Source organism: Deinococcus malanensis (genome assembly GCF_014647655.1).
Lineage (GTDB): Bacteria > Deinococcota > Deinococci > Deinococcales > Deinococcaceae > Deinococcus > Deinococcus malanensis.
In genome coordinates, this window is record NZ_BMPP01000010.1 from 13,560 (window position 1) to 35,691 (window position 22,132).

The 22,132-nt window shown below is 65.1% G+C and carries 17 protein-coding genes and 5 tRNA genes; 11 read left to right on the top strand and 11 right to left on the bottom strand.

Translation table 11 applies throughout. The features are described 5' to 3' along the window. Positions 1–206: 206 nt before the first annotated feature. The 6 genes from IEY49_RS12325 to IEY49_RS12350 all read right to left on the bottom strand — a co-directional run bounded on the left by IEY49_RS12325 (position 207) and on the right by IEY49_RS12350 (position 6,007). On the bottom strand, positions 207–1,229 hold the full coding sequence (locus IEY49_RS12325; RefSeq protein WP_189009015.1) for an LLM class flavin-dependent oxidoreductase: 1,023 nt from the start codon (positions 1,227–1,229) through the stop codon (positions 207–209). A 130-nt stretch (positions 1,230–1,359) separates the two neighbouring features. Next, entirely contained in the window at positions 1,360–2,640 is a 1,281-nt protein-coding gene (locus tag IEY49_RS12330) for a carboxylate--amine ligase (protein ID WP_189009018.1), read from the bottom strand. Next, complete coding sequence (gene cuyB / locus IEY49_RS12335; RefSeq protein ID WP_189009021.1) at positions 2,637–3,368, bottom strand: cysteate racemase; 732 nt, start codon at positions 3,366–3,368, stop codon at positions 2,637–2,639. Before cuyB ends, IEY49_RS12330 begins: the two co-directional genes overlap by 4 nt. Next, positions 3,365–4,360 carry a D-cysteate sulfo-lyase gene (gene cuyA, locus IEY49_RS12340; protein WP_189009024.1) on the bottom strand — a complete coding sequence of 332 codons (996 nt, stop codon included), beginning with the start codon at positions 4,358–4,360 and terminating at the stop codon, positions 3,365–3,367. The genes cuyB and cuyA overlap by 4 nt, the downstream gene beginning before the upstream one ends. Positions 4,361–4,851: 491 nt before the next feature. Further along, a complete protein-coding gene (locus IEY49_RS12345; protein ID WP_189009026.1) occupies positions 4,852–5,088 on the bottom strand; it encodes a hypothetical protein in 237 nt (78 codons plus the stop codon). Positions 5,089–5,290: 202 nt separating this feature from the next. Further along, entirely contained in the window at positions 5,291–6,007 is a 717-nt protein-coding gene (locus tag IEY49_RS12350) for a phosphatase PAP2 family protein (RefSeq protein ID WP_189009029.1), read from the bottom strand. A gap of 521 nt (positions 6,008–6,528) precedes the next feature. On the opposite strand from IEY49_RS12350, the gene IEY49_RS12355 reads away from it, so the two are divergent. The 7 genes from IEY49_RS12355 to IEY49_RS12385 all read left to right on the top strand — a co-directional run bounded on the left by IEY49_RS12355 (position 6,529) and on the right by IEY49_RS12385 (position 10,700). Then, positions 6,529–6,613: transfer RNA gene (locus IEY49_RS12355), tRNA-Tyr, on the top strand. An 89-nt stretch (positions 6,614–6,702) separates the two neighbouring features. Beyond that, positions 6,703–6,777: transfer RNA gene (locus IEY49_RS12360), tRNA-Asp, on the top strand. 361 nt (positions 6,778–7,138) lie between these two features. Further along, positions 7,139–7,209, top strand: a tRNA-Gly gene (locus IEY49_RS12365). A gap of 225 nt (positions 7,210–7,434) precedes the next feature. Further along, a tRNA-OTHER gene (locus IEY49_RS12370) sits at positions 7,435–7,558 on the top strand. Positions 7,559–7,586: 28 nt separating this feature from the next. Then, positions 7,587–7,733: transfer RNA gene (locus IEY49_RS12375), tRNA-OTHER, on the top strand. Positions 7,734–7,902: 169 nt separating this feature from the next. Then, positions 7,903–9,549, top strand: a complete 1,647-nt coding sequence (rsr, locus tag IEY49_RS12380; protein WP_189009032.1) for an RNA-binding protein Rsr — start codon at positions 7,903–7,905, stop codon at positions 9,547–9,549. Positions 9,550–9,656: 107 nt separating this feature from the next. Next, positions 9,657–10,700, top strand: coding sequence for a zinc-dependent alcohol dehydrogenase family protein (locus IEY49_RS12385; RefSeq protein ID WP_189009035.1), 1,044 nt, complete (start codon positions 9,657–9,659; stop codon positions 10,698–10,700). Positions 10,701–10,804: 104 nt separating this feature from the next. Here IEY49_RS12385 and IEY49_RS12390 read toward each other — a convergent pair whose 3' ends face one another. The 3 genes from IEY49_RS12390 to IEY49_RS12400 form a co-directional block, all read right to left on the bottom strand. After that, the gene (locus IEY49_RS12390; RefSeq protein WP_189009038.1) at positions 10,805–11,980 is read right to left on the bottom strand and encodes an acetyl-CoA C-acyltransferase; all 1,176 of its coding nucleotides are present in this window, start codon (positions 11,978–11,980) and stop codon (positions 10,805–10,807) included. 174 nt (positions 11,981–12,154) lie between these two features. Next, entirely contained in the window at positions 12,155–12,475 is a 321-nt protein-coding gene (locus IEY49_RS12395) for a hypothetical protein (RefSeq protein ID WP_189009041.1), read from the bottom strand. Positions 12,476–12,568: 93 nt separating this feature from the next. After that, the gene (locus tag IEY49_RS12400) at positions 12,569–15,118 is read right to left on the bottom strand and encodes an Ig-like domain-containing protein (RefSeq protein WP_189009044.1); all 2,550 of its coding nucleotides are present in this window, start codon (positions 15,116–15,118) and stop codon (positions 12,569–12,571) included. 412 nt (positions 15,119–15,530) lie between these two features. Between IEY49_RS12400 and IEY49_RS12405 the strand changes: the two genes are divergently transcribed. From IEY49_RS12405 to IEY49_RS12420, 4 genes are all read left to right on the top strand, one after another. Beyond that, a complete protein-coding gene (locus tag IEY49_RS12405; protein WP_189009047.1) occupies positions 15,531–15,728 on the top strand; it encodes a hypothetical protein in 198 nt (65 codons plus the stop codon). A 77-nt stretch (positions 15,729–15,805) separates the two neighbouring features. Continuing rightward, positions 15,806–16,171 carry a hypothetical protein gene (locus IEY49_RS12410; protein WP_189009050.1) on the top strand — a complete coding sequence of 122 codons (366 nt, stop codon included), beginning with the start codon at positions 15,806–15,808 and terminating at the stop codon, positions 16,169–16,171. Next, positions 16,168–17,376, top strand: coding sequence for a TolB-like translocation protein (locus IEY49_RS12415; protein WP_189009054.1), 1,209 nt, complete (start codon positions 16,168–16,170; stop codon positions 17,374–17,376). Before IEY49_RS12410 ends, IEY49_RS12415 begins: the two co-directional genes overlap by 4 nt. Further along, a complete protein-coding gene (locus IEY49_RS12420; protein WP_189009057.1) occupies positions 17,373–17,813 on the top strand; it encodes a hypothetical protein in 441 nt (146 codons plus the stop codon). Before IEY49_RS12415 ends, IEY49_RS12420 begins: the two co-directional genes overlap by 4 nt. A 4-nt stretch (positions 17,814–17,817) precedes the next feature. On the opposite strand, the gene IEY49_RS12425 is transcribed toward IEY49_RS12420, so the two are convergent. Together IEY49_RS12425 and IEY49_RS12430 are read right to left on the bottom strand one after the other, a co-directional pair. Then, a complete protein-coding gene (locus IEY49_RS12425) occupies positions 17,818–19,893 on the bottom strand; it encodes an ATP-binding protein (protein ID WP_189009060.1) in 2,076 nt (691 codons plus the stop codon). 53 nt (positions 19,894–19,946) lie between these two features. After that, positions 19,947–22,028, bottom strand: a complete 2,082-nt coding sequence (locus IEY49_RS12430; protein WP_189009063.1) for an ATP-binding protein — start codon at positions 22,026–22,028, stop codon at positions 19,947–19,949. Positions 22,029–22,132: the final 104 nt, after the last annotated feature.

Below are 22,132 nucleotides of genomic sequence, written 5' to 3' on the forward strand. Positions count from 1 at the left end.
ACGATGAAGGGAGAGCACCTGGGCTGGGAAAGCCCAGTAAAAACGGGGTCGAAGGCATCTGGGAACATCAAGGAACCTCAGGAACTCTGTAGAGCTTTCACATAGTTAAAGGTTCAAAGTCGAGGTCATACACGCAGAGAAACGCTGCGACGGGGTGAGCTCTCCACAGCCCGGCTTACCACGCCACCTTGATTGCTACGGGGCCATCAAGTCCGGAAGCGCGGGATCACGTCCTGCCCAAAGCGCTGCATCTCTTCGAGCTGAGGGCTGAACTGGAGCAGCAGCAGGTCCACGCCCGCTGCTTCGTACTCGCGGATGCGCGCTACGATCTGCTCCGGGGTCCCGATCAGGCGGGGACGCAGGCCCCGGTTGCTGACGCTGTACTCTTCGAGGCTCACCTGACTCTCGAGCTGGCTGCCACGGACAAAGTCCTGATACGACGCATACGCCTGTGGGCTTTGCCTCACGTCGGTGATGCGTGCCAGTTCTGCCTGCGCCTCCTCCTCAGTGTCACGGCAGATGACGTAGGCAGCCATCCCGAACTGCATGGGGACGCCGCCCGCCGCTTCACGCCGCGCGCGCATGTCGGCAATCTTGGCGGCGATAATTTCCGGAGGGTCACCGTGCATGACGTAGGCGTCCGACTTCTCCGAGATGAGCTGCTTGGCACGGGGCGACTCGCCGCCCATGTACACGGTGGACAGCTGGGCCGGTTTGGGTTCCAGGTGCGTGCCTGAGAGCTGGTACAACCCTCCAGCGTGGTCCACGACCGGCTCGGTGAGCAGTCGGCGCACGACGCTCAACCACTCCTCGGTGCGCGTGTAGCGGTCGTCGTGCTGATCGAATGGCATCCCGTACTGCCGCGCCTCGTCGGCCCACCAGCTGCTCACCACGTTCAGGCTGATGCGGCCCGGCGCGATGGTTTCGAGCGTGCTGATCGCCTTGGCGGTCAGGGCTGGAGCGTGATAGTTCGGGCGCACCGCCAGCATCAGCTCCAGATTCTGCGTCACGGCGGCCACGGCGGGTGCCAGCGTCCAGGCGTCCAGGCTCGGCGCCTGAGGTCCCTTGATGTCGTTGAGGTTGAGTTCCGCGATCAGGCTGAGGTCAAAGCCCAGCTGCTCGGATTGCACGGCCACGTCCCGCACGTATGTCCAGTCGGTGGTCATGTCCTCCTGCTCCACGTTGCGGAGCCAGCCGCCGAAAATGGGCATCCAGTAACCAAAACGCATGACGTCTCCTTCAAGTGCCTGCCAAAAAGACGAGTTCTTTTTGGCTGAGTGCGGCGGGGGGTGGGAGGGACCGGGAGAACCGGGGTGTTGCGCGGCTGGCTGCGGCCACGCCGGGCCGCAACCAGAGGTTCTAGCAGGCGCAGGTGTAGCGAAACCCGAACAGCTCACCCTTGAGCACCTCGTAGAAGGGTTCGGGATCGTCCGGGTCGAGGATCCCGTCTACCAGCGTGCCTCCGGCAGGCCGCTCGCCCCGGATCAGGCTGAGCCACTCGTCCTTGGTGACGTGCTCCTGCGGCATGACGCCTGCCCGCTCACGGACCAGCTTCACGTAGTCGCGCAGGAAGGTCCACCGCACGCCATCGCGCTGCTGCGGGGCGTCGAACGCCTCACCCGTGGCGTCGCGGTAGGCCAGCGCCGGCAGATCGACGCCACTGGCGATGGGCAGCCCGATCCACTTCCAGCTGCGGGTGTTCACATCGAGCAGCAGGTGCTCGCCCGTGTCGGGGTCCTGCACGAACTCGATCTCGCTGATCCCGTGAAAGCCCAGGGCCTGCAACACCCGCACGCCCCGCTCGGCGATCTCGGGAACGAACCGGGCGTCCGCCAGGCAGGAGGTTCCGAAGTCGGGTGGGTACTGTTCGAGCTTGCGCCCGACGAACACACCACGCGGGCGGCTTTGCGCGTCCAGGTAGCTGCAGACGCTGTAAAACCCGCCTGGCCGGGTCTGCACGATGCGCTGGGCGACCAGCTGAAGGCCCCGCTGCGCCGCTTCCTGCACACGTGAGGCGAACTCATCCGGGGTGTGCACCACGAAGACCTTGGCCCGGAAGGCCTCGTAAAAGGCGCGGGACTCATCGGGCTTCAGGATCACCGGGTACGGCACCTGCGCCGCGACCTCCCGCACCCGTTCGTGCGGGCCGGCGGCCAGGTCTGCCAGGGGCACGCCGTCCAGATACCAGCTTTGCGGGATGGGAATGCCCAGCTTCTCGGCGGCCCGGTACAGGCTGGTCTTGTTCAGGGCCGTGTCGATGACCTCCTGTCCACTGAACGGCACATGGTAGAAGCGTTCCAGCTCGGCCCTGTGATGCGCCGTGGCGAACACCCAGTCGTCGTTCGTGGGGAAGAGGACCGGCTTGTGCGCGAAGCGTGGCCCGAGGTCTAGAAGAAAGTCGGTGAACTCACGCCCGCCGTCCGCGACGTCCGGGCACAGAGCCAGGGCGCTGAGGTACCGGCTGCGCTGTCCCAGGCCGCCGCCTTCGCGGTCCAGGCCGAGTACAGGGATCCCCTGCCGTCCCAGACTGCGCGTGATGGCCAGAGCGGTGATGTGGGTGTTGAAGGTAATCGCAGCGGGCAGGCCCACCTCATTGATCCGGTCGATGGCGGCCAGCAGGTCAGAACGTTCGGTGATCATGCGGGTGTTTCCACACTTCTTTCAGGAAGCGGCGCGAGGCCGCGGGCGTACTGGAGCGTGCGCTCCACGAGGACATCGGTCGAGTTCACGAGCGGGGCGGGCACATCCTGCGCGCCGAGCACCAGCGGCACCTCGGTGCAGCCCGCCACCAGTACCTCGGCGCCCGCATCCACCAGTTCCAGCGCGAGTGAGCGCATCTCGGCGCGCACGTCGGGACCGGTATTTCCCGCCTTGATCCGGTACAGGAGCTCCATGAAGCGCTCCAGCGAGGCGCCTTCCAGGGTAAGGGTTCTGACGTCGTGCGGCGCGAATGCCGACTGGTACAGGCCCGCGTCGAGACAGGCGTTGGTGGCAAGCAGACCGACCCGCCGCAGTGCAGGACGCTCGCGCAGCACGGCGTCCCGCGTCTCCTCGATCAGGCTGACAAAAGGAAGGCTGGTGGCGTTCAGGATGTCGTCCTCAAAGGCGTGCGCGGTATTGCACACCATCACCAGGAAATCGGCTCCAGACGCCTGCAGGCCGCGCGCCATCTGCGCCAGCACCGGGCCAGGGGACTCGCCCCGGCCGGACAGAGCGGCATTCCGGTCCGGTACGCCAGGATTGTTGTCGATCAGGAGCCGCAGATGCTCCTGATCGCTCCCGGCTCCGGCGCGGCGCAGGACCTTGGCGAAGAAGTCCAGCGTGGCCTCCGGTCCCATACCGCCCAGCACCCCGACGGCCCTGCTCATGCGAACAGCACGTCCTGGTAGGCATACAGCGCGGGCGACCCCCCGGTATGCACGAACAGTACCTTCTGCCCCGGTTCGAACTCGCCGCGCCGCACCAGGCCAATAAGTCCCGCCATCGCCTTGCCGGTATACACGGGGTCAAGCAGAATGCCTTCCAGGCGCGCGAGAAGCTGCACCGCCTCGGTCATTTCAGCGGTCGGAAGGGAATAGCCAGGACCCACCCACTCGTCCAGGGCGCGCACCGCCTCCCGGGGAATATCCGGCACGCCCACAAGCTCGGCGGTCTGCTGCGCGAGGGCGTGGACGTTGCCTTCCTGCGTCTGGCGGTCACGGCGGACGTTGATCCCCGTCAGCGGAAGGTGGGCGGTGTTGCCGGTCAGACCGACCAGCAGGCCAGCATGCGTGCCTGCGCTGCCGCTGGCGCAGACCACATGATCGAGGTCCAGACCCATCTGGTAGGCCTGCCCCAGAAGTTCCTCAGCGCAGGCGACATACCCCAGCGCTCCGAGGGCGTTGGAGCCGCCCCCGGGAATGACATAGCCCTGACGGCCTTCCCGGGTCAGGTCGTCGGCGATGCCCTGCATCACGCCCGCCAGATCGGCGCCGCCCTCCACCACCGTGATGCTTTCGGCACCCAGGAGCCGGAACAGGAGGTTGTTGCCGCTGGCGTCTTCGTGGTAGCTGCCCGGCACGCGCTGTTCAAGCACCAGCCGGCACTGAAGGCCTTCTTTCACGGCGGCCGCCAGGGTCAGGCGGCAGTGGTTGGACTGAACGGCCCCGACGGTGATGAGGGTGTCGGCGCCCCGCGCGAGGGCGTCGGCCACCAGAAATTCCAGTTTGCGCGTTTTGTTGCCGCCCCCGGTCAGGCCGGTCAGGTCGTCGCGCTTGACGTAGATGTCGGGGCCGCCGAGAAAGGCGCTGAGGCGCTCGAGTTTCTCGATCGGCGTGGGATGCGCCGTGTACTGACGCCGTGGAAAGCGGGCAAGGTGCATGGAATCCTCCTGGAAATCTGACTCAAGCTACGTTCGTTGATAAAACTTGTCAACAAAGTGAGCCTGCTTTCGTTGCCGGCAACTGCTGGGTTCCAGAAAGCAGTTATGGCAAGTTGCTAGGACAGGCTGATGCGGCTGGCTCAGGCTGAACGGGTGTGCCTGGCACGCGCCTTATTCAGGGTGGATACCAGGGGCGATTGTGGGCGGTCAATGGACAGCCGGTAGACCTGGGAAGGGACTTTAAGACGGAGTTTACGGTATCCGGGGGCTTCAACGGACACCAGGGACTTCAGGGAGCTTGCACCTACGGATCAGATGGCCACGGGTTCGAACCCCTTTGGGCACGTCACAAAGAAAGTCCGCCGAAAGGCGGACGTTTCGCTTTTGCCTGATGCGCGCAACTGATTCACTGCCAGGACGCTGATGTCCCCAGAACACGTATTCAATCCCACCTGCTTAACCCACTGAAAATGCAGCTGTTCAGGACCTGCTCAGTCCCGGCAATTGCCGTCTCCGTGGGCCAGGTAGGAAACGACAGCGCCCATAGGCACTCCATTCATGGTGGCGATCCCGCGCATGATGTCGTTGAACAGGGGCCGGGCGCCCACCTGCGCGAAAGCGCGGGAACAGGTGCCCATGTTGCTCGCGTTGCTGCTCTGGGCGACAGCATGGCTGCCCAGTGCAATGCCTGCGGCAAAAACGAGTCCGGCGAGGTGACGATGCCTCATACGACCTCCTTATCGAGAGCCTGTGGCTCCTCTCAACTGTACTCCTCCTGGGAGACCCGGAGCATTGCCCTCGCCTCAGCCCGGGCACGGAATTCCTTTTGTGGTCAAGGCTCAGTTGCGGGGATGTGCTGGACGCTGCTTTCATCCTGGAATTCCACGGTAGGGCCGCAGCATTCGCGGTCCAGTTCTGGACATTGGGCTGTCAGGGCTTATCCAAAGGTAAGGGCGAGTCAGCAGCAATCGGCTGGGTGCGCTTCAGCAACCGGTGACCTTGAAGCAGGCGGTCAAGCATGCCTACCCAGACCAGACCCACCAGGGCTCCCGCCACCACATCGGTCGGGTAATGCACGCCACTGTACACACGTGACCACATCATGGTCAGGACATAAATGACGCCCAGGCCCAGCATCAGCGGGCGCCAGCGGGTCGGCCAGCTCAGCAGGATCATCGCCAGAGCAAGTGAGGTGGCAAACATGGCATGCCCACTGGGAAACGAGAAATCCGCCTCCGGCGCGATCGGTGTCCAGTAGGTCGGCCGGGGACGGTCAAACACCTTTTTGAGCACGGCATGGAACACCACCGAGCCCGCCAGCGCAAGCAGCAGAAAGTACGTTGCTCTGGGTTGCAGGACATACAGGCAGCCGGCCAGGAGAAGGGTAACCGGCAACATGCCGGGTGTGTTCCCGAACTCGGAAAGTCCGGCAGCCAGTCGGTTCAGAGGTTCGGTGCTGTAGGCATGGATGGCCAGCATCAGCGGCTTTTCGAACGTGAAAGGGTCGTGCTCATAGACGTCTGCGGCAATAGCGATAAAGGCCAGGAACGGGAAGAGAAGCCCAAAAAAGAGCTTCAGCAGCGACCGCCCATAGCCTTTCAGGAACAGTCGCAAGCGCCGCAGATGGAACCGCACGGAGGCCAGCATGCTCTGGAGGGTACATGTCCCGGAGGGCTGCCGTCGAAGATGTCGGGCACTGCTGGCACCTGCGCAGTGGTTATCGGGCGCCCGGTACACGTGACCTCCGGCTTCCCGGCTGCAACCTGATCCCGGACTGTGCAGGGCCCTGAAGGCGCCCGCTTCTTCTACGCCGTACTCTCTGCCTGATTGGCCTACTCGCAGGTTAAGCCGTTTCCCGGATGCTGCCTCCTGGAGCGGCCGGTACACTCCTGGGGAGGTGATTGACGTGACCAACCAGATGCGACATACCGGATTCCAGGCAAACGGGCCTTTCAGGCTCAGCCTGCACTTCGGCGGTTGTCACGACGGTGCCCGGGCTTACCCAGGCCACATACCCTCGAACACACGAGATTCCTGACGGTAGCGCCAGCATCAGCCCGGCATGCCTGAAAGCTCGCCGGGCTTCTTATGGTGATTGTCGTTCAAAGGCAACGGCGCCGCATTGTGGACGCGGAGATCTCGGGTTCGATTCCCAGCATTCACCCCATGGGCAGGTGGCCGAGCAGCGAAGGCACACGACTGTAAATCGTGCGGTTCATCCCCGCGGAGGTGCAAGTCCTCCTCTGCCCACCATCCGCTCCGGGCCGAAGACTGACGGTTACCTCGACTGTCCATCGAGCCTTCACGGCACGTCAGTCGCCCCTTGCCCTGAGCTTTTTCAAGGCCTTGTCGTTCAATGGCCAGGACACCCGGCTGTCTCCCGGGAGATGAGGGTTCAATTCCCTTCGAGGCCGCCACTTCCACGGATCCATTCGCCTCTTGTGCCTTCGGGCCGAAGTTTCAGGATTATCTCACCGGCAATGGCGCAGGAGCGTCCCCCGAGGACGATGAGGGTTCGAATCCCTCCGCAGAGGCGGCGCCGATCCTGAACGTCCCTTGCCCGTTGGCCTCACATTCCTGCGCTGGGCCGCTCGCTCACGGTTCTCGACATTGGTAATGACATCCCGCACCCGGGACGTCAGAGGTTCGAATCCTCCGGCCGTCAGGCCAGCCCGTGAGCATTCCTTGTCCAGCGTTCTTTCACACTCAGTTTGCAGATCAGCATATCAAAGCAGCCACCCTGGCTACACCTGAGCGGTGCTGGCTGACCCTTCTCCTGCAGGTTTCGTCCAACAGCAAGACGCCGGTGTGCCACACCGGAAATGGAGGTGCAAGTCCTTCAACCTGCTTTACGCGCCTGTATCCCAACTTGGCAGAGGAACGCGGCTTAGAACCGCGGCAGTGTAAGGCGGATTCCGTCTGTTCCGTGCACAGGTCAGAAGTGCACCGACCTATGCACTCCACGCCCGGAGCCCGGTTTCTTCCTGCTCACTCTGTTCGGGTTTCCCGTTCCGTTGGAACGGTTCAACCGGAGTCGATTTGAGGTTCGAATCTCACCGGGCGCATTTAAACGTGGGGCGGTAGCTCAGTTGGTAGAGCAGGAAAACTCCCTCGGCATCCCTTGCCTGATGGGCCGAAGCTTGAGGGTTACCACTTTGGATGGCCGGGTCGCTGGTTCGAGTCCAGCCCGCCCCACCACCGCCGCACTGCGGCAGCACACCACCTGGGAACGGTGGCGGAGATGGTCAAACGCAAATGACGCCGTCCATGCACGGCTTCCCTTGGCAACCACTTGCCCTTTCCGGCCGACTGTCCGAGGGTTACCGGATCATTCGCTCGTTCGAGCTCGTGGGTTCAAATCCCACCCGTTCCTAGCCTTACGGGGTGGTCGCCCGACCTGGCGGGCAGGGCCCTTCGGCCCCTTTTGTCTTCCAGGCCGCTGCACGAAGGCTCTCAGCCCTCGACTCCTCGCCACCTCTCGATTGCAGCTGCTTGCGGTTACGTCCGCTCGGCAACCTCGCCCACCAAAGGAGGGCCGTCATATGAAGAACTACCTGAAGACCCTTTCGCCTGCGCACGTTCATCAGCGTCAGCCGCTTCCTGGCCGCACCGATCAGCTGCGCAACAACGCCGGCGGCTACGCATTCGAGGTGAGCGACGAGACGCGTTTTGTGCGCTTCCTGATTCTGGGTACGGAAGGCGGAACCTTCTATGCCTCCGAGGGGACGCAAACGAAGCTGGAAACCGAGTTCGTGATCCGGTTCGTCCGTGAACACGGCGTGCGGGCCGTCGAGCTGATTCTCGACGTGGCGCAGCGCAACCGTGCTCCCAAGGCCGATCCGGCGCTGGTCGCCCTGGCCGCCGTGGCCAAGCTCGGTGACCTGGAGGCCCGGAAGGCCGCCTGGAACGCGCTGCCGCTGGTGGCCCGCACCGGCACGCACCTGTTTCACTTTCTGGCTTTCCTGCAGACCTTCGGGGGCTGGGGGCGCCTGACCCGCGCAGGGGTCGCCAGCATCTACCTGAGCACGCCGGTCGAGAAGCTGGCCCTGTGGGCCGTGAAGTACAAGGCCCGTGACGGCTGGACGCATGCCGACGCGCTGCGTCTGGCCCACCCGAAGACCGATGAGGCCGACCGCAACGCCGTGTTCAAATTCATGGTGGATGGGGTGCTGGCCGAAGGCGAGGCCACCGGCGAGGCACTGCGGCTGCTCCAGGGCCACGTGCTGGCCTTGAAGGCGACCAGCGACGGGGACGCTGCGGGGCTGATGCGGGAGTACCGCCTGCCGATCGAGGCCGTGCCGACCCATGTTCGCGGAGCGGAGGTCTACCGGATGGCCCTGGAGACCAACGGCGTCACGTGGACCCTGCGCAACCTCGGCAACCTGGCGCGTGTGGGCCTGCTGGTGCCCGGCAACTGGGACGTGATCACCGGGGTGGTGGACCGCGTGACGAACGAACAGGCGCTGCGCCGGGGCCGCATCCACCCGATCGACGTGCTCAAGGCACTGCTGGTCTACCGCGAGGGCCGTGGCGTGCGCGGCAGCGGCCAGTGGGCGGTGGTGCCGCAGATCGTGGACGCGCTGGACCGGGCCTTCCTGCTGGCCTTCGGTGCCGTGGAACCGGCTGGCAAGCGCTTCGTGCTGGGCCTGGATGTGTCGGGTTCCATGGACGCGGGTCTGATCGCTGGGGTACCGGGTCTGACCCCGCGTCTGGGGGCGGCGGCGATGAGCCTGGTCACCGCGCGGACCGAGCCCCAATACACCGCGCTCGCCTTCTCGGCCGCCGTGGGCGGCTACGGCGGACAGTGGGGCGGGGGAGAGCCGGGCCTGACACCCCTGACCTTCTCGGCACGGACGCGCCTGGACGACGCGGTCGGCGCCATGCGAGCGGTCCCGATGGGCGGCACCGACTGCGCCCTGCCGATGCTGTGGGCGGCCCGCAACAAGGTCGAAGCCGACGTGTTCGTGGTCTATACCGACAACGAGACCTGGGCGGGAGCGGTTCATCCCGCGGTGGCCCTGCAGCAGTACCGGCAGAAGATGGGGATCGGGGCGCGGCTGATCGTGGTCGGAATGACGGCGACGCGCTTTACCATCGCTGACCCGGCGGACGCGGGAATGCTCGACTTAGTGGGCTTCGACAGCAGCGCGCCACGGGTGATGGCCGAGTTTGCCGCCGGGAAGTTCTGAAGAAAGCAGCGGAGAAGGGCAGGTAGATGTTGGAAAGAATCTGACACACACCTGCCCGCCGTTTACGTTTCCACGTCCGGGGTCCAGGTGCCCGCTACAGTTGCTCCATGAAGGCCGTCATGGTTCACGCGTTCAACGTTCGCCCTGAGCTCACCACGGTCCCGGATCCCGTTCCCACGGAAGATGGCGTGGTGGTGCAGGTGGAGGCCACCGGCGTGTGCCGCAGCGACTGGCACGGGTGGGTGGGGCATGACCCGGACATCACCCTGCCACATGTTCCTGGCCATGAACTCGCGGGGACTGTGGTCGCTGTGGGTAGGAACATCCGCAAATGGACTGCAGGCGACCGCGTCACCGTGCCGTTCGTCTCCGGCTGCGGGCGCTGCCACGAATGTCAGTCCGGAAACCAGCAGGTGTGCGACCGCCAGTTTCAGCCCGGTTTCACGCACTGGGGCTCATTTGCTCAGTACGTGGCCCTGCACCATGCCGAGCAGAACCTGGTGGCCCTGCCAGACGATCTGGATTTCGTGACGGCCGCCAGCCTCGGGTGCCGCTTCGCCACCTCCTTCCGGGCCGTGGTGCATCAGGGGCGTGTCCGGGCCGGCGAATGGGTGGCGGTCCACGGCTGCGGCGGCGTGGGTCTGTCGGCCATCATGATTGCCAAGGCCCTGGGTGCCGGCGTGGTGGCGGTGGACATCGACGACGAGAAGCTCCGGTTTGCCGGACAGCTGGGAGCGGACATCCTGATCAACAGCCGCCTGACCCCGGATGTCGCCGGGGCGGTCCGGGATTCGACGGGTGGGGGCGTGCACGTGTCTCTGGACGCCCTGGGGCATCCGGAGACCTGCGTGAACTCCATCGCGAACCTCAGGACGCGGGGGCGCCACGTGCAGGTGGGCCTGCTGCTGGCCGAGCAGAGCCGGCCCGCCATTCCGATGGACCGGGTGATCGCGCGTGAACTGGAGCTGTACGGCAGCCATGGTATGCAGGCCCATGCCTACCCCGAGATGCTGGCCATGATCAGCCGGGGCACCCTGCGACCCGGGCAGTTGCTTGGGCAGCGGGTCACACTGGGGCAGTCCATTGACGTACTGGTGAACATGGACCGGTTCCTGGAACGGGGCGTGACCGTCATCGACCGGTTCGTGTAAGGCAAGGTTGTCCGGCGTGGAAAGAGTGCTGCCATTCATGCGGCGTTCAAAGCAGATCCGGCTGGCAGTGAATGGCCAGCCGGATCTGTGTTGTCAGCCGCGAATTACAGCACTTCGAACAGGCCGGCAGCGCCCATGCCACCACCGACGCACATGGTGGCCACGACATACTGAACGCCCCGGCGCTTACCTTCCAGCAGGGCGTGGCCCACCAGACGGGCCCCGCTCATGCCATACGGATGACCGATGGAAATGGCGCCACCGTTCACGTTGAGCCGGTCGTCTGGTATTTCCAGCCGGTCCTGACAGTACAGCACCTGCACAGCAAAAGCCTCGTTCAGTTCCCACAGGCCGATATCGTCAACCGCGAGCCCGAAGCGGCCAAGCAGTTTCGGCACCGCGAAGACCGGGCCGATGCCCATCTCGTCAGGTTCGGTCCCTGCCACGGCCATGCCCATGTACCGGCCCAGCGGCTTCAGGCCCCGGGTCTCTGCAAGACCGGCTTCCATGACCACGCAGGCTGCGGCGCCGTCAGACAGCTGGCTGGCATTGCCGGCAGTGATCTGGTTTTCCTGGCCGCGAACCGGCTTGAGGGACTGAAGCCCTTCGAGTGTGGTATCGGGCCGGTTGCCCTCATCCCGGCTGATTGTGATGTCCTTCATCGTGACTTCGCCAGTTTCCTTGTTCTGCACGGCCATACGGGTCGTGACCGGAATGATCTCGTCGTCAAACCGGCCCTCGGCCTGTGCCTGGGCGGTGCGCTGCTGCGAGCGCAGGGCATACTCGTCGCAGCGCTGCCGGCTGACGCCGTAACGCTGGCCGACCACCTCAGCCGTGTCGATCATGGGCATATAGACGCCGTTGTGCATGGAAAGCAGTTCAGGGTCCGGGCCCACCCGCATTTCCGGAGTCTGGACCAGCGAGATCGACTCGACGCCCCCGGCGACACACACGTCCATGCGGTCCACGATGATCTGCTTGGCAGCGGTGGCAATCGACATCAGACCGCTGGCGCACTGGCGGTCAATCGACATGCCGGCCACACCGACCCCCAGTCCGGCACGCAGCGCCGCATTGCGGCCAATCGTGGTCTGCACGCCCTGCTGCAGCGCCGCGCCGATGACGCAGTCGTCGATTTCGGCCGGCTGCACGCCAGAGCGCTCGACCGCCGCCCGGATGGCGTGGGCGGCAAGGGTCGGAGAAGGGGTGGCATTGAAGGCCCCCCGGTAGGCTTTGCCGATAGGGGTGCGGGCGGTAGAGACAATAACTGCTTCACGCATGACGGAACTCCTTTGGGGTGCGTCCGGAACGGACCTGGAAGGGCTTCAGGGCATCACTTCCTGAAATCAGGAAACCTGACGGATGGACAGGGTCATGGCCCGGGTCTGGGCCGGCAGCCCTGGAACTGGATAGAAACTGATCTCAGGATAGAGGCGTCAGTGTGGGGAGCTGCGTTACGGAGCTTCCGGCGCATTGACCACGGCATCATCAGCAGTTCCGTCGCCGTCTGTGTCGACCAGTCTGGCCGCCAGTTCGCCGTCAGCATCGGGATCGAGGGCGGGTGTGCGAGCGGGCTGCCCGGCTTCCGCCAGTTCGTCTTCCACGCCATGCAGGCCCGGTTGGCTGGCGGACCCGCTCAGGGCGCCGCCACCAGCGCTCGCTCCACTTTCGTCTACGGCTTCCTCGACATCTGGGGCGGACTGCTCGGGTGTCCTTGTCTGCTGGTCCTGGAAGGTCGAGGCGGGCTGATCGGTTCTGGTGTGTTCATCCGTCATGTGTTCCTCCGTTCCGGCTCAGCGTAGTGAGGGCCGCCCTGAATTGAACGCGAGCGTCATTAAGCCGGGTTATCTCCTTTCCCGGCTGCCGTTCTAAAAAAGAATGTCCCCCGTCGCCGGGGGCCAAGCCATGAGGGAGAGAAACGGAAGGGAAGCGTTAAGCAGCGGTGCTGGTTCGGGCAGGTGGGTGATGGTGCGCTTCCATATCTTGCTGTCGGTGATGGTCTCGTCGGTAAATGAACCAGTGAACACACCGGTGCTCAGGTCCTCCTGACCGGTCAGGTCAAAGCCGTCCAGCCTCACATTCATGCGGTCGGTGTAGGAATCGGCGTCGTTGCTCTTCTGGCCCGTGCATTCGTCGTGCCTGGAAAAGGTGTCGTTGCCCTGGCCCGGGACGGTGCCGACCTTTTCCCGGTAATGCAGGTTGGTCAGCTTGTAGGTGCCGTCAAGCTTCAGGTGCAGGTAGATCAGGTTGTCAGCGGTCTGCACGTTGCCGAACGCACTGTAGTCGTCAGTTTCCTTGTAATGGATCTTGCGTTCCTCGTAAGGTGGCCACTTGATGCACAGGACGCTGTAATCCATACGGAGTTCAGAAGTGCTTTGCACGGCATGAAGGCCTTTGGTCAGCAAGCGCACCTCATTGTCGTACTCCACCTCAATGCCCGATACGGTGTACTCGTCACGCTGATTGAACGTGCTCTTGTAGGTGCCGCGGTCTGGGTGGCTGACGTCGGCCGGACCAGTTCTGGACAGGCTTTCGGTGACCGTGATGGTCCCAGACCAACCTTTCGTGGGGTTCGGCAGCGCCGCGTACCCGATCTTGATGCCCGGCAGGGGGACTGCCTCTGTATCGGCGAAGATCACGAACTCCTGACCCGGAACGCTGTCCTTGTCTGCCGTCCAGTGAATGGTGTACTGACTGTTGCTACTAATCACCGGAAAATCGGTCAGCATGCGCCACTTGGGGGTCGAGCCCTCGCCCAGGTAGATGCGGAAGCCCTTGATGTTCTGGCGAAGAAGCGGGAAGTTCACTTTGTTGGGGTCCAGCGCCAGACGGAAGATCACCACGTCGCCTTTCTTGTAGCTGGGGTTCTCCAGCGTGACGGTTCCGGTTGGAGACCACGCCAGTTCCTTTCTGGGCTTGATCTCAATCTTCGCGGTGGTGACCTTGACCATATCCAGGAATTCCTCGAAGTCCTTCCCAGATCCCAGAACGCCCTCGAAGACCAGCCTGTATTCCGCGGCCACGGGCTTGTGCTCAGCCTGATGCGCATCGGTGGCCAGTTTGGTTTCTAGCTTCATGCCGCCCTGCGCCTCCAGCGATTCGACCCGCAGGCGTTCGGAGGCGTGCGCACCGAATTCCAGCTTGGCGAACAGGAACGAGTACCCGCTGACTTCCGGCACAAACCCCGTGGGTAGTTCCGGCAGTTTCGGCGTGATGTTGCCGCTGGCAATGGGGTCAGCCTCGGCCACGTTCGAGCATGTCTGGCGGCAGTCGATGCCGAGCGCGTACTTCAGGCCGACCTCAGCCTTCGTCTCGATGCCGAACCCCACGGCCGGCAGCTTGCCCTCGAACTCCAGACCCACACCAATGGGAACCGAGGCCCCCAGAAACAGCCCCAGTGGGCCGGGCAGAGGAACGACCGGCCTGGCCAGCGTCAGGCGGCATCCGATCTTTCCGGTCAGGGTGGCGCTCACGGTGGGCTTGACCTCCATGGAGACGGTGGGCTGTCCGCGCACTACGACCTTGCGCCGCTCATTGGTCCACTCCACGTCTACCTTGAGGTCCGGCGTCAGGATGAATTCGGTCTTGCTGAGGTCCATCGCAATCGCGTCGCCGTCCGATTCACACTGGAACGGCCCCAGGTTATATTCGGATTTCAGGGTGCGCAGGCCGCCGCTGCGCAGAACACTGCTCTGTTTCTGTGTGAACTTGACCCTGCCGCCGGGCAGATGTGTCACGTCAAATGCGTTGCGCATCTCCTGTGACAGGGCGTCGGGCGTCATGGCCACCGGAAGCTGCGCCTTGATGTCGATGTCAGGCAGCACCTCGTCCAGGGGAATGACTTCCAGCGTAACGGTGTCACCCTGCACCTGCACCACGCGTCCGGCGACGGGTGTGCGCCCACGGTTGATCAGCACCTGACCGGGTTTGATCGCCGGAGGATTTTTCAGCGGCACGGTATAGCGGAACCCCAGCCCGAAAGAAGCATTCGCGTCGGCAGGCGTGATGGGGGCGGCAAGGTTTTCGTCCGTGATGGTCACGGCCCCTTCAGGTGTCCGGGCCACGGCGACCAGGACACTGGCACGCGCTGGACCACTCTCGGCCGTAATCACCGTTGACCCGGAGGGTACGTTGGCGGTCACCCGTCCCTGGGCGTCCACAGGAATGTTGGGGTTGGAACTGCTCCAGCGGACTGCGGCAGTGACCGGCTCGTTGCTGAAGTTGAACGCCTGTGCGCGCACCGTGGTCTGCTCGCCCGGGCGCGTTAGCAGCAGGGTGTCGGTGGTCAGGACCAGCTGGGACGCAGCCGGGTCGGGCGCAGGGCTGGACGGGCTGGCTGGCAGGGTGCCACAGCCTCCAAGCACGAGGCTGGCGGCCATCAGGGTCCATCGGGTTGCCAGAAGGATGGAACTGCGCATTCTTTGCTCCTTTGCGGGTCGGCGGGAGGTTCTGGGGCAGGCCAGAGGACTAAAACCCAGAACCAGGACACAGGGTCAGGATCGGCGTCTGGCCGGTCCTGGCTCTTGGAAGAACGGCCCCAGTTTGAGATGCACCGACCACGCATGAGCTGTGGATCCCGGTGCCCGATTACCGTAGAAAGGGCGTCAAGGCATGGGATGACAGCAGGTCCGAAGTCAGGTCGCGGCGTTCCTCCGGGATGGGGAGCCGGAGCCGCGTGGAGGATTCGCATGGCTTGCGACAGCGCATCACAAGCGGAGGCACATGGCGTGCAGTGCTGGCGGGATCAACCTGTCATTCTCCTGCCACCAGCGTCTAGGTAGGTTGAACCACCATGAACGGACGAGGGCCAGGACGATGAAAGGAGAAGGGATGGACCACGTAGACGGCAGGGACATTACCGCCGCGCCGGATGGGCGTGTATACGTCATGCGCATCTGGCGCGAGGGTTCCTCTGAGGCTGAGGTCTGGCGGGCGTCGGTTCGTGAGGGCACCAGCGGCGAGCGGCGTTACTTCACGAGCCTCGACGATTGCCTTGACCACCTGTATATGGAGTTCATGCGACCCTGAAGCGTGCGGAAGGCCCCAGGCTGCTGGCTACGTCCTGTGTCATCCTACAATCACCCTGGGTTTTCTACCCTGCAGCCATGACTTCAATGGCGACCAGCACAGCAGGTCCTGGCAGGCGTGAAGCATGCGCCACAGCCCATGCCTACGACGTTCTGAGTGACCGGGCACGGCTCGTGGCCAGGGACCCGGCGGTCGTCGCGGCTATGCGGCGACAAGGGACTCAACTCAATGACCTTCTGCGGGTGGTGCTCGACCTGTGCCCGGAACTGGACCTTCTTCCATTGCCCCTTCTGGCCCAGGAGTTGCGAAGCTGGATGTCCTGGGGTCCGGTCGGGTGCCGTGTCAGGACGCCCGGTGACCGGCCCGAGGGACAACCTGTTCGCCGGACGTACATTCGTCGCGCTGGACCAAATGCCTTTTGCGTGTCGTGGAGGCTGCAGTGAAGTGCCGGCTGCTGGCATTCGTCATGCTGATGTCCTTCGGCGCGCAGGCCGCCCCACTGGGCACTCTGGCGTACCTCAGGGCTGGTGCCGCCTGGGTCGAGGTCCAGCCCGGAAAGGGAGCCCGGCAGATTCCGGACTCTGCTGGTGCTCGTCTGCTCGCCGTGTCACCGACCAGCGGAGCGGTCGCGTTCATGGCTGCTTCATCAACCTCCGGCGCCCCGGCAGCGCAACTTCCATCCCTGAGGCCGTTTCTGAGCCAGCGGCCCTACACGGTCAGTCAGCCGCTGGACCGTCTGGTGCCTGATTCTGCCCTGAAAACGGTGCGTGCCCGCTGGCTGACATGGGAGGGCGACGGGCGCAACCTGATTGCGGGCACGGACGCGGGCACCGTCGCCTGGGACCTGGTCCACCGCAAACGCTTTATTCCGAACCAGACACCGGGGTACCAGAGCACGTCGCAGGACGGCGACGTCACCGCCGCGCCCGGCACCCTGCGCTCACCTGACGAACCCGGCGTTCTGCTCTACGGCCCAGGTGCCCGGCCCGGCACGGAGCTCTTCAGTGTGCGTGAGACCGGTCCCCTGATGGCAGCGCTGAGAACGCAGCCGCAGACTGGCCTGAGCCAGTTCCTGGCTCAGCTTGACCCCCGCACGCAGGCCAACGAAATGAACTGGACGGTCTCCATACCCAGGGTGACGCCGGACGGCCGCCGAGTGTACTTCGCCTCGAATGTCGGATGGGGCGTGGGAAGTGCCGGCTCCACGACCTCGGCCATTTTCGAGGTGGAGGTGACGAACGTCAGGGTGCGGGCCCTGGGCTGGCTCGGGACCTTCTCGGGCATCGTGCAGGACGTGCGTCCGTCACCGGACGGAAAGCGCCTGCTGATTGTCCTGACCCGTCATGTCAGCAATATGGAGGTACAGACGCTGGTCTACACCGCTGACTCGGCCTCAAGGCAGCTGCGCGAGCTGGTCAGGGTGGACGCGGGGAAAGGCAGGCTCAGTGTCCTGGACAGCGCGTGCTGGCTGGCCGATTCCCGGCACGTTGCCCTGAGTGTGGCCTACCCCCGCCCACAGGACCTGACCCGCGCAAATGACTTCACGCCCGCCCCCGGGGCCCACGCCTTGATCGTGAAGGACACCGTGAGTGGCAAAGTGGTGCACCGCGTAGCGGGCGCCACAGGTGTGGCATGTGGACCGCGATGACCGGTGGCCGCGGCCGGGCAGCCCTTGTAGGCGCCGTGGCAAGTGCCCTGCGCCGTATAGGGCTGGCGCTGCTTGCTGCCGTGCTGGTTTCGTTGACGACAGCCACCGTCCTGGTCGTGGTGTCGCTGGTTATTGATGGAGCGCAGGCCTGGCGGGACGCGCCGTATGGCTGGGTGGGTGTGTTTGCCCTGGCGCTGGCCTTCGGTCTGCCTGCGGCCCTGATGTTCGGGGTGCTGGTGGCCCCCGTGGCCGCCCTGGCCGGGCGGGTCCACCGCCTCTGGTCGGTTCTGACCTGTGTGCTGGGAGGTGGCGTGCTGGTCCTGATCACCACCAGTCTTTCCTTTGCTGTGCTTGGGCTCCTGGGCGGCCTGACCTATGCCGGACTGGAAGAGCGGTTCATCGCCCGGCGCAGGCCCGGACCGGGAGCCGACCTGTAAAGCCTCAGACAGATGGAGGCAGCGGCGGCTCGCCCTGGAGCACTGCGGGCGTCATGTTCAGAGTCGCCCGCAGCATCTGGACCTGACGCACGCCCTCCTGATCGCCAGTGGTCGTCAATGCCGAGACCGCCAGACTGTATAGGTCGTCCGCTTCACGCAACCGGCCGGTTGCCGCAGCCTCACCGGCCGCTTCCAGCAGCAGGGGCGCCGCACGGGCCGGGTCACCACCGCTGAGCCAGTGACGGGCCACACGACCAGCCGGTACGCCGTGCCCCGAGAGTACCCGTGCGGCGCTGCGGTGAAGCAGGCGCCCAACAGCTGCCGGCATACCGGCCGCGACCGCCTCGTAGACAAGATCATGGCTGAACCGGTCTCCATGCATGATGTGCGCGGCTTCAAGCTCGGCCCAGGCGTCCGCGGCCGTCAGCAGTGGCGCGCCCAGCACTTCGGCCACGAGGTCGAAGGTATAGTCGCTTTGCAGGACAGCCGCAGCCCGCGCCGCCTGCAGGGCTCCAGTGGACAGGCCCTGCAGGCGGCGCGTCAGCACCTCGGCAACCTTGGGAGGCAGGGGCAAACGGCCGGTCACGCTGCGCAGGCCGTCCTTTTCAATCAGGTGCCGGACCGTTTCAAGCAGAAACTGCGGGTTGCCGCCTGTGAACTGAGCCAGTCGCGGCGAAAGCGCAGCCAGATCCGGGACGGCGAGTTCGTCGACCAGGCGCCGCACAAAGCCTTCGTCCAGCGCCTGCAACTCGATCAGAACGGCTTTGCCCTCGGCCACCTGACGGCGGATGAACGCCTCGCCGTCGGGCGTCATCTCGCCGCTGCGGTGGGCGCAGATCACGTGGGGGATGCCGCTGCTTCCTCCCAGCGGAAAGGCAGAGCCGAACAGCAGAAAGCCAGCCTCGATGGTGGCGAGGTCGCAGTACTGCATGTCGTCCACCGTCAGTACGTCCACGTCACGCAGGCCCAGCCCGAAGACATGCCCGACTGCCTCAAGCAGCCGCCCGTCAAGCTGGGGACGCGGCGCGTGGGCCTCACCCAGTTCGGGCACCAGCGGGCTCAACACCTCTCTCACCGTACTGCCAAGCTCCAGGCCAGGATTGGCCCTGAGAATCCGGCGGATGTTGCGGGCCGTGGCGGTAAACGGAGCAAAGTCGTCTCCGGGCCTGCCCTCGAGCGCCAGCACTCGCCCCTTGGAAGCGGCAAAATCGGCGATCAGACGCGTTTTGCCCATGCCCGGCTCACCGCTGACAAAGATCAGCTGACCCTGCGCCCAGGCCTCTTCCATGCGCCTCCAGGCGTCCTCACGCCCAACCAGCACCGGTGGCCGCAGCACGCTGACCGGCACCAGCGGACGTGGTGGCATGGCGGCAGGCAGCACGCCACCACGCGCAATATCTGCGGCCAGGGCCTGCGTTTCCGGCAGCGGCTCAACCTGTAGGTCCGCGCGCAGAACTTCGGCGCACTGCCCGTAGGCCGCGAGGGCCGCCGCAGGATCGCCGCTCAGGTAGTGCAGCCTCATCAACCGGCGCCAGGCGTCTTCGGAGAGCGGGTCAAGCTGTAACAGGCGCTGGATAAGTCGGGTGGCTGCGGCCCACTCACCCTGATTCTCGCAGTGCTGGGCGGCCTGGGCCAGTCGGCGGACGCGCAGGGCGTCCAGGCGCTCGCGTTCGGCACCCAGCCACTCCTCGAACTCGGGAATATCCAGCGACACGCCCTGCAGCAGCGTCCCGTCCAGCACGTCTCCGTCCGCCTGGTCTGACTGGGGCAGTGCCAGCAACGGCTCCAGGTCCACCTGCACGGTTGGGGCCAGCGCGAGCGGTTCCTGCGCGTGAACCAGCTCTGCCCGGCAGCTCTGGGCAAAACGGCGCAGCAGCTGCACCAGGTTGTTGCGCGATACCGCTTCAGTGTTATCCGGCCACAGCAGGCCGGCCAGACGCGAGCGTGGCGTAGGGCCTTCCAGCGCCAGATAGGTCAGCATGGCCAGGGTCCGGCCCTCGCAGCGCACCTGGCGGCCATCTGGCGCCACCAGTCGGGGCTCACCAAGCACCGTCAACTGCCATTGGCCCTGCACTGTCATGGTGGTTCCAGGGTAGCAAAACGCGCACTCGGCGTTGTGAAAGGGCCCGCCGCCTACCGGGGGGGCTGCTCCGGGTGGGCCAGCTGCGCGTGTTCTTCCCAGGCCACCTGTGCCTGTTCGCCCTGTCCGGTGGTCTCAAAGGCGTGTGCTGCCTGCGCATAGAAGTCTGCCGCCTCGGTGGGACGCCCTTGGGTGCCGGCGAGGCGGGCGGCGGCCAGCAGCCAGGGAGCAGCCTGGCGCACGTCCCCACCCTCCTGCCAGTGACGCGCGATGCGGGTGGGCGGCGCGCCGTGCCCGGCGAGTGTGCGTGCTGCGGCGCGGTGCAGGACCTTGCGCACCGGTTCGGGGGTTCCTGAGAGGACTGCTTCGGCAATCAGGTCATGACTGAAGCTATCACCGGCCACGATCTGCGCGGCGTCCAGCTCGTCCCAGGCCCCTGCCGTGTCGAGCAGGGTCGTGCCCAGCACTTCCGCAATCTGTTCGGGGGTGAAGTCAACCTGCAGCACGGCCGCCGCCCGGGCCGTGTGCAGGGCATTTTCCGACAGACGCGTCAGGCGCCCCCGGAGCAGCTCCTCAAAGCCTCGTGCAAGGCCCGATGGTTTCGAAAGAAGTCCCGCCTCGCTGGTCTCGACGATGTGCCGCATGGTCTCCAGCACGAACTGAGGATTGCCTCCGGTCGCGTGGTACAAGCGCTCGACCAGGATTTCTTTCGGCATATGCTCGCCGCTGCGTGGCGGCGGAAGCTGAAGGTCGCTGAGCAGCGTGCCGATGGCCTCCCTGTCCAGCGGTGTCAGCTCGATGCGGACCGCCAGGCCCGCATTGACCATCCGCTCGACCGTGGCCTGCTGTGCTGGCCGCAGTTCTCCCCGCCGGTAGACCGAAATGAAGCGTGGAAAGTTCCCCTGTCCTTCCTGGGACAGGGCATGCGAGAACATGAACGCCCCGAGTTCAGTGGTGGCTGGATCGTAGTACTGCACGTCGTCGTTGAGGGTGGCGGCGAAGCCGGGTGCCGTGAGTCGCGTCATTTCCAGGTGGGCCAGGAAAAATGTGTGCCGGTCGGATTCAGCGGTCAGCGGCGGGAGGTCCTGGTCCCCGTGCAGTTCGGGCAGCAGCCGCGACAGCTCCCGCCGGACCCAGCCGGGCAGCGTCACGTGGGGGGCTGCCGCCAGCCGGGCGCGGGCATTGCGCGCTGCGCTGGCAAAAGGTACATCCTGATCGCCGGGTCGGCCCGGCAAGTACAGCCAGGTTCCTTTGCCGCGCAGGAAGTCCTGAGCCAGCCGCGTTTTGCCCGAGCCAGGGTCACCAGTGATGAAGATCTGCCGGCCGGCGGCCCAGGCCTCTTCCATCAGAGCCCAGGCGTCGTCCCGGGCAATCAGCCGCGGTGGCCGCAGCACTGCGAGCGGCAGGCGCCTCCGGGTGGGCGCCACGTCGACGGTGCCCAGGTCGATAGCGCGGGCCAGGTCCCGGCTGGCTGCCGAGGGCTCCACCCCCAGGTCGCGGCGCAGGATGTCCTTACAGCGGCGGTAGGCCTTGAGGGCCGCCGGCCGGTCGCCCGCCTGGTAGCGCAGCCGCATCAGGCGCCTCCAGCCGTCTTCTGAGAGCGGGTCGGTTTCGACAAGCCTCTCTGCCAGCAGAGTCGCTTCCACGATCTCACCTGTCTCTTCCAGATGCTGGATCTGCCGCTGGAAGGCCTGAAGGCGTGAGGCCTCAAAACGCTCGCGCTCGGCAAGCAGCCAGTCGGCCAGGTCCGGCAGGTCGTCATAGTCCACCCCATCGAGCAGGGTGTTCATGGACACCTGACTGACCTGCACCGCGGTGTCCGGTTTTCCCGTGATCCATGAGTTGTTACAGTGCACTGCCTGACTCAGGGTCAGCATTTCCTGACCCTGCACCAGTTCCTCGCCATACGCCTTGTGTGTGCGGCGCAGCAGGTGAACGAGGTTGTTCCGGGCTGGCGTCTCCTCAGTGCCGGGCCAGAGCAGCCCGGTCAACCGCGCGCGAGATGTGGGACCTTCCAGTGCCAGATAGGCGAGCAGCGCGAGGGTTTTGCCCTCACACCGCATCACCCGGCCGTCGGGGCTGACGAGCTGCGGCTTGCCGAACAGCGTCAGCCGCCAGAAGGGCGTGCCTATCATGATGGCTACAGCGTACCGTACTGGCCTGACCGCGTCTGCGGTAGCCCTTGGCACGAGGACGCCGGTCGCCCAGAGAGGAGACCGGCGTGCGATGGGGGCTGCGT